General features: G+C 59.7%; 5 protein-coding genes and 1 rRNA gene. 2 read left to right on the top strand and 4 right to left on the bottom strand.

Annotated features, from left to right (window positions below; genetic code table 11):
- Window positions 1-2: 2 nt before the first annotated feature.
- Window positions 3-119, top strand: a 5S ribosomal RNA gene (gene rrf, locus M3498_14145).
- 170 nt (window positions 120-289) lie between these two features.
- On the opposite strand, the gene M3498_14140 is transcribed toward rrf, so the two are convergent.
- On the bottom strand, window positions 290-817 hold the full coding sequence (locus M3498_14140) for a GerMN domain-containing protein (GenBank protein ID MDQ3460419.1): 528 nt from the start codon (window positions 815-817) through the stop codon (window positions 290-292).
- Between the two features lie 19 nt (window positions 818-836).
- Window positions 837-2,573, bottom strand: coding sequence for an NAD-dependent malic enzyme (locus tag M3498_14135; protein ID MDQ3460418.1), 1,737 nt, complete (start codon window positions 2,571-2,573; stop codon window positions 837-839).
- Between the two features lie 172 nt (window positions 2,574-2,745).
- Here M3498_14135 and M3498_14130 point away from each other — a divergent pair, with 172 nt between their 5' ends.
- Window positions 2,746-3,303: a Uma2 family endonuclease gene (locus tag M3498_14130; GenBank protein ID MDQ3460417.1), complete on the top strand. Its 558-nt coding sequence runs from the start codon at window positions 2,746-2,748 to the stop codon at window positions 3,301-3,303.
- On the opposite strand, the gene M3498_14125 is transcribed toward M3498_14130, so the two are convergent.
- Window positions 3,292-5,154: a DUF1998 domain-containing protein gene (locus M3498_14125; GenBank protein ID MDQ3460416.1), complete on the bottom strand. Its 1,863-nt coding sequence runs from the start codon at window positions 5,152-5,154 to the stop codon at window positions 3,292-3,294. The two genes, M3498_14130 and M3498_14125, sit on opposite strands and share 12 nt — an antisense overlap.
- Window positions 5,147-7,179: helicase (locus M3498_14120; GenBank protein MDQ3460415.1), on the bottom strand; the 2,033-nt coding region annotated here is incomplete at its 5' end. The genes M3498_14125 and M3498_14120, both read right to left, overlap by 8 nt.

Here is a 7,179-nt window from a genome sequence, read left to right as displayed (position 1 = left end):
CTTTCCGTGCCCATAGCGACGTGGCTCCACCCGATCCCATCCCGAACTCGGAAGTTAAGCACGTCAGCGCCCATGATAGTTGGGGAGCAGTCCCCCGCAAAAGTAGGTCGGTGCGGAAAGTTATTTTTATCCAGTTCCTTATGATCATGCCAAGCACACTTTGCAAGCCCAAATTGGGCCTTAAAAGTGTGCTTTTGCGTGTTGTGGTAAACCCAGGCGTGACTGGCTTGCCGACGGTTTCGCGAGCGGATCTTCGTTCGGGCGCTCAGCTCTGCTGAGGCTTCACACCCTACCAGCGCGGCAGCGTCTCTCCCTCGGGCCGCTGCCAGGGGTTGGCGATCATCAGGCCCTGCGAACTGAAGACCGTCACCGGCTCGCCCTCGACGAGGAGCGAGACGCGCTCGACGTCGCGCGGCTGGCTGAGCGTGTAGAAGAACTGCTCGAGCCGCCCTATCATCATGGCCGTGCCGCCCCCCGCCTCGAACTCGGTCGACAGGTCGACGCTCACCAGGTCACTGCTCTTCGACAGTCCCAGAACCCGCGTATCCGCCGGAACGGCCGAGGACAGCCCGCGCGCCTCCTCCTCCGGCGTCGGCCCGGCGATGAGCGCCTGCAAGGCCGCAGCCAGCCGGGCCTCGGCGTCGTCGCCCCGGACGCGGCGGCCTACCGCCTCCAGCGTCATGGTGGTCGCCTCGCTGCGCACGAAGTAGACGACGCTGTCGGGCAGGCGGTTCAGCGTACGCATCACCAGCACGCCCGACAGCGCCAAGAGGAGCAAGAGCGCCAAGGCAACGACGCGGAGAAGGGTGGTGCGCATAAACGCAGGGGTCAGGGGTTCAACCGAGCCCTGAATCCCGACCCCCAGCCCCCTTCTTTATAGGCAGGTACTCCGGCCGCCACATCCTGCTCTCGACGAAGCCCTCGAGCCCCGCCTCGGGCACGCTGTTGGTCATCACGCCGTCCGCTCTCGCCTGCTCTATCACCGCCATCGCCACGCGCTTGCTGGCGCCGCGCAACTGCTCGATGCGCGGGTAGACGCCGCCATGCTCCAAGCGCATGGGGTCCACGTAGACGGCGAGCGCCTCGGCGGCCGCCGTGAACATCGTTCCGGTCACGCGCGCAGCGCCGCTCAAGATGACGCCCAGGCCCACGCCGGGAAAGATGAAGACGTTGTTGCCCTGGCCCACCGGGCGCAGTAAGCCGTCAAAGGCCACGTCCTTGAAGGGGCTGCCGGTAGCGACGATGGCACGGCCCTCGGTCCAGCGGTAGATGTCTTCCGGCACCGCCTCGCTGTTGGCGGTGGGGTTGGAGAGCGCGAAGATGGTGGGGTAGGGCGTGTTGGCGTCCACCGCCCGCACCACCTCCTCGCCAAAGGCGCCGCGCTGGCCCGACAAGCCCAGGAGCGCAGTCACCCGGGCCTGCCTGACGGTCTCGAGCAGGCTGGGAATTTGACCCTCTACCCTCCAGCCCGCGACGCGACCGGGGTCCTGGGCGAACTCGAGCTTGTAGGGCTCCAGGTCCTTCCTGTTCCTTAAGATGAGCCCCCTCGAGTCGATCATGTAGATGCGCCCCGCCGCCGCCGCCGCGCCCAGGCCGTCACGCTGCAAACCGAGCGCGATCTGCCGCGCCACCCCGACCCCGCCCGCCCCGGCGCCGTGGATCAGAAACGTTCCCTCGCCCAGGCGGCTCTGGCTCTTGCGCGCGGCCGCCAGCAGGCCCGCCAGGACCACCGCCCCGGTCCCCTGAATGTCGTCGTTGAACGACGGCAGGACCCCTTGATAGCCCTCCAAGACGTCAAAGGCCTTCTGCTTGCTGAAGTCCTCCCACTGCAACAAGACATTGGGAAACTTTTTCTTGAGTGCCGTCACGAAGCGCTCGACAAAGTCGCCGTAGGCCTGGCCCGTCAGCCGCTCGTGCTTGACGCCCAGGTAGAGCGGGTCGTCCAGGAGGTCCTGGCGGTTGGTACCCACGTCGAGCTCGACCGGCAGGGTCACGGCCGGGTCGATGCCGGCGGCGGCGGTGTAGAGCGAGAGCTTGCCGATGCAGATCGCCATGCCGCCAAAGCCCTGGTCGCCGATGCCCAAGATCCCCTCGGAGTCGGTCGCCACGATGAGCTCGACCTCGGGAAAGGGGATGTGCCCCAAGAGCGTGTCGATGTCGCCGATGTTCTCGGTCGATACCACCAGCCCGCGCGGGTAGCGGTAGATGCGGCTGAACTGCTCTACCGCCTGCGCCACCGTGGGCGTGTAGATGATGGGCAGCATCTCCTCCAAGTAACGCTCCACCAGCGCGTAGAAGAGCACCTCGCTGCGGTCTTGCAGGACGCGCAGGTAGACGTGCTTATCGAGGTCGGCCGTGAAGCTTCTGAAGTTCTCGTAGGAGCGCTCGACCTGTTCGTCCAGGCTGGACACATGCGTCGGAAAGAAGCCCAGCAGCCCAAAGGCGCGCCGCTCATCCAGCGTAAAGGCCGTGCCCTTGTTGAGGAGCGGCAGCCGCGTCAGCAGCAGGCCCGAGAGGTCCGTCTCGAGGTAGGGCCGCCCCTCTGCGTCGGTTTTCTTGTCGTACTGTTTCATGACCACCCCCTGCCGCCCGAATTTCCCTAAGCTACCATACCGGCGCCAAAGGACCGCCGGTGGCGCGGAAGCTTCAGGTGAGGCGGAGGGCGACAGAGAAGGTGTTCTGGAACTGGAAAGCTCCAAAACCGGCTCTGCCGAGACGTGCTAGACTCTAGCTACGAGGTGGTTTATGAGCGCGCAGGTGCAGAATCGACTGGTTACCGCCGAAGAGCTTTTCGACAGGCCGGATGACGGCTTCAGGTACGAACTGGTGAGGGGAGAACTCAAGCAAATGTCGCCACCGGGAGAAGAACACGGTATCCTCGTCGTAGAGGTAGCGGCCTCGCTCCACAACCACGTCAAGGCCAATAAGCTTGGCATGGTCTACGCGGGTGAGACCGGCTTCAAACTGGCTTCTGACCCCGACACCGTGCGCGCGCCCGACGTGGCCTTCGTGAGCCGGGAGCGGCTGGAAAGGTTAGCGCCCGGAGTCGGTTACAGGCCGGAGGCTCCCGACCTAGTCGTGGAAATCATCTCCCCCAGCGACCGCTATACTGAGGTCGACGAGAAGGTCTCGCAGTGGCTCGAGGCCGGCACTCGTATGGTGCTGGTCGTCAACCCCAGGAACCGCTCCGTCAGGATGTACCGCTCGAGGCAGGAGGGGCGGCTGCTCACGGGGGAGGACGTAATCGACGGAGCGGATGTCGTGCCGGGTTGGAAGCTGCCTGTTGGGGAGCTATTCGCTTGAGCTACTCTTCAGCAGCCCAGAAAAATAACCGAGTGAGCGGTACTCTAATTCTCCTACTATCATCGCTCGGTCCAAAAAACGATTAAACTCTTCGCAGGACGTTTCAGGTACGAGTGAACAGCTATGACATGCCGCTAAATTCGTCGCATCAGGTCCTTGGCCGCCCCGTCCCATCTCCATACAAACAGGATCAGCAGAGCACCACTGCGCAGCCTCTACCGCCTTTTTGATGACCGGTTCCAAAAGTCCCGGTTTGCCCATTCGGACTAAACCTCCCATCGTCCCTTCGGCGTCGCCTGAAGCGGTGTAAATCAATATCCCCGCCATCGGCGCATCAGGTTCATCAGATATATATAGTCTCTCACGAAGGGCTGCCGAACTATAGCCGCACTCAAAGGTGAGCCGGTTGATGAGCAAGTGAGCAAAAGTATGTACCAGCAAGAAACGTGGGCTGATGATCCGTTCGCGCAGCTTGCGCTCCTCCTGCACCTGTTTATAGCGCTTGATGAGTGGGTTTACCCTCGCCGCTATCTTGGAAGCGTTTTCCTTGAGCCAAGTCTGGACACTCTCTTCACTGAACTCGAGAAAAATTCCCTCACCGTAGACGACGTAGGCAGGCAACCAGGAGGCCTTAGCAGGGTCACGGCGCAGCATACGTTTCAGATCCTTCAACTCCTGCTCAGTGGGCAGAATACGAGTAAAACCCACCAGTGCCCTAGTTTCTCGCAACTTATCAATAAGAGTAATTTTGGAAAAGTATTGTGCTATGTCCGGCCCATAGGCTTTATCAGCGATGCGGATGCGCAGTTCTTCGTCCCGCCTCGGTGTCCTTAGAACATTGAATTCCTCACGGCGAAAATCCGTCTCCTCTTTCGGTTCCACTCGTTCCTTCACGCCCTCGAGGACAAGCTCGAGCCCCGCTCGAAGCTGCTCATCGGAGAAAGGCTTGATTAGCTCGGCAACTTCGGCACCACCGCGCAACAGTTCCGGCGTAAGCATTGACTTAGGAAAGTTGTTGATGAGGAACTTCAGCGAAGGACTTTCCAAGACTGCAACCAGGTCGGCAGGTACATTATTACTACCTCTAGGAACGAAGATTGCACTGCGCGTCTGGGCATAGTAAACATTCGAAGCGCTGCGCAAGGCAGCTCTGAGCTGACAGTCACACGGCTCACCCTCTTCCGTGCCAAGCCAGGGCCTACTGCCTTGACAGAGGTATCTCTCACCCTTTTCTAGCGCGTTACTGAGCACCGTCTGGCCATTATTTTCAAAAGTCACGGCGTTGAGAGAGCGCTCCTTGCCGCAGCCACACTTCACCTTCTGGCCTGCCAGCGTCGCGCTTCCTGTAGCAATAAGGCGTATATCTTGCTGACAGCCAGGATTGACCGATTCGTGCACCCACTCCCGCCAGGGAAAGTCTTGCAGATGTCCCCGTTCACACATCGCAATGAGAGGAACTTGCGTCAGCGTGCGGTAATAGCCATCTTTTTGGCACGCTGCGCATAGTGGTCTCTCTCGCACAACCAGACGCAGTTTCTTGAGGCGGCCACAACGGGAACAGCTATGCCATTGGGGAAAGCGCAAAAAGGGAATGGTCATGCCGCTATTGGGAACATCCTTGCCCGGCACACGAAAATCGGGGGGTTGGCGAAAGTGGTTAACCCCTAACTGCCGCGATAAGCGCCACTCTTCTTCTTTGAACTCGCGGATATCTCCTTGACCGCCGTCCTCCCGCTTGTACCAGTGGTCGAGTCCGGCAGTGATCAGAGATAAGCCGTCCCTAACCACAACCATCGCACCGACGCCAAATGGTGCAATCAATTGAGCGCGCCTGATGGGACCGTTAGGCATGGCTCTCTTCGGTGATATAGAGTTGGGTAATCTGCGCTTGGCATTCAGCGTCTACGTTGCGCATGGAATTAGGGGTCTTCCACGTCAACTTCTCTCGCTCAGGTTTGACATATTCACCGGCACGCATCATGAGAGGAATCTCTTCATCTTGCGGACCTGCTCGCCACTTCGTTCGCTGCCTCTCTTGCCATTCCTTGGCGCGCTTATCAAAAACCTGCTCAAAGTATGGCGCCTCTTTGGGGTCAACTTTTTGAATTCTAGGCATGAGGACGGCCCGCAACTGTTCAATAATGTCTGCCGGATAAGGGTCCGGGCTTTCCACGACAGCTTCGCTGCCCCTTTGCATCGCATAGGCGACCATCACCCCATGCAGCGCTCTATCTAGCACAGGTGGCGAGAAGGGGGTGACGCTGGTCGGCTCGACCTGCGCATAGAGCTTTTCATGATAGCTGCGGAACTGCTCGAAGTGCGAGCGGTCACGCGGATTTTTAGGGTTGTAGAGCGTCACCACCAGTCCTGGACGCTCCCACCATTTCCTGCCGACTCGTCCCGTCACCTGAATATACTGAGCGGTCGTCTTGGGCTGCCGCACCACCGCCATGAGCGACAGACGGTCTACGTCCACGCCGACTTCAATGATGCTCGAGGCGAGGCAGACATCCACAGGCGGGGATTTGACGGATTTGCCTCCCGGCACCCAGGTATTTTGAGGGCTACAAGCAATCTCTAGCTTGGCGAGCGCCCTCGGCACTTCATCGTTGCGCAGGCGACCCGTAAGCTCTTCAGGGCGATAGAGATAACGCAAATCCTTGAACTCCAGGCCGAACCGGTTTCTGAGTGTTTTAAAGTAGTCGGGGATGCGCGACTGAAACAGCGATAAGCTCGTGCCGAGCTCGCGTAAGCTGCCGAAAAAAAGCATGAGCGTCCACCAGGGGTCGCGCTCCTCTGGGGAGAGCGGCATCGGGGCTTGCAACAGCGCTGCAAAGGTGCGCTCCTGTGAGGTTTCCAACGACCGCAGACCCGGCGCGTTGACACCCACGTAGCGCCTTCCGGGAAGCAAATTACCGTCAGCATCCCTGGCATGACGCGCGAAGAAGGAATCGCCATCTTCAAGCCCCGGTGGCGGAAAGAGGGTAACCTCATTCCGCGCGTAAAGCGCCTTGATCTGCTCGAGGTAGCTCCTGATGGTTGCGGTCGAGCAGACGATTTTGGGCGGCACAACCTTGCCGCCACGTCTATCCGTGCAAAGCTCCTCGATTAGGGCTTCATAAAGTCCCACCATCGAACCCAACGGCCCGGAGATGAGGTGCAACTCGTCTTGAATGATGAGACCGGGCGGGGACACCTGCCGCTCCCCGGAGGAAGCAAGGCCGAATAGCGAACGCGCCTCGGAGCGCCACGCCAAGACCGCAAATTTATCTACCGTACCGATGACGAGCGAGGGGCTTTTGTCATAAATATCCTCGTCGATCACATAGACGGGCAGAGCCTTGCTAAACTCACATTGCCTATCGGGGCAGCAAAAGACCACTGTTTTCTCGACGCCTCTCGATGTATCGATGCCCGTCCGCCTGTAGCCCAAAATCTTCTCAGCCTTCGACATGGACTTGGGCAGGTTGCCTTCAAAGACTCCCATCTGTGCAGCGCACCAGGGACAACGCCCTAAGATAAACGGGTTTTCACCTCCTCCTTTTCTCTCGAGGTCTTTTAACTTACTATCGGCATCTCTACGGCTGTTCGGCGTTGTATCACCACCCAACCATATGCCAATCGAGAAGGGAGCTTCACCAAGTTCATTAATGCAGTCGCGGCGCAAGTGCTCCATAGCGCAGATAAGTGCTGAGGCTCTTTGAAACTGCTGCGCCGTCAGCAGCCGCAACGTGTAACGCATGAGGACGTGAACACCCTCGTCCCTCGAGTCTTTGAGCCGTCTCATAAACAGGGTGAAGGCAGCGAGCCCTAAGTATGCCTCGGTCTTTCCACCACCCGTCGGGAACCAGATGAGTTCAACCCGGTTTCTGTCAG

It is taken from the genome of Deinococcota bacterium, from assembly GCA_030858465.1.
GTDB lineage: Bacteria > Deinococcota > Deinococci > Deinococcales > Trueperaceae > JALZLY01.
Note: the sequence above shows the minus strand (reverse complement) of the source record. Positions and strands in the feature narration are given on the sequence as shown.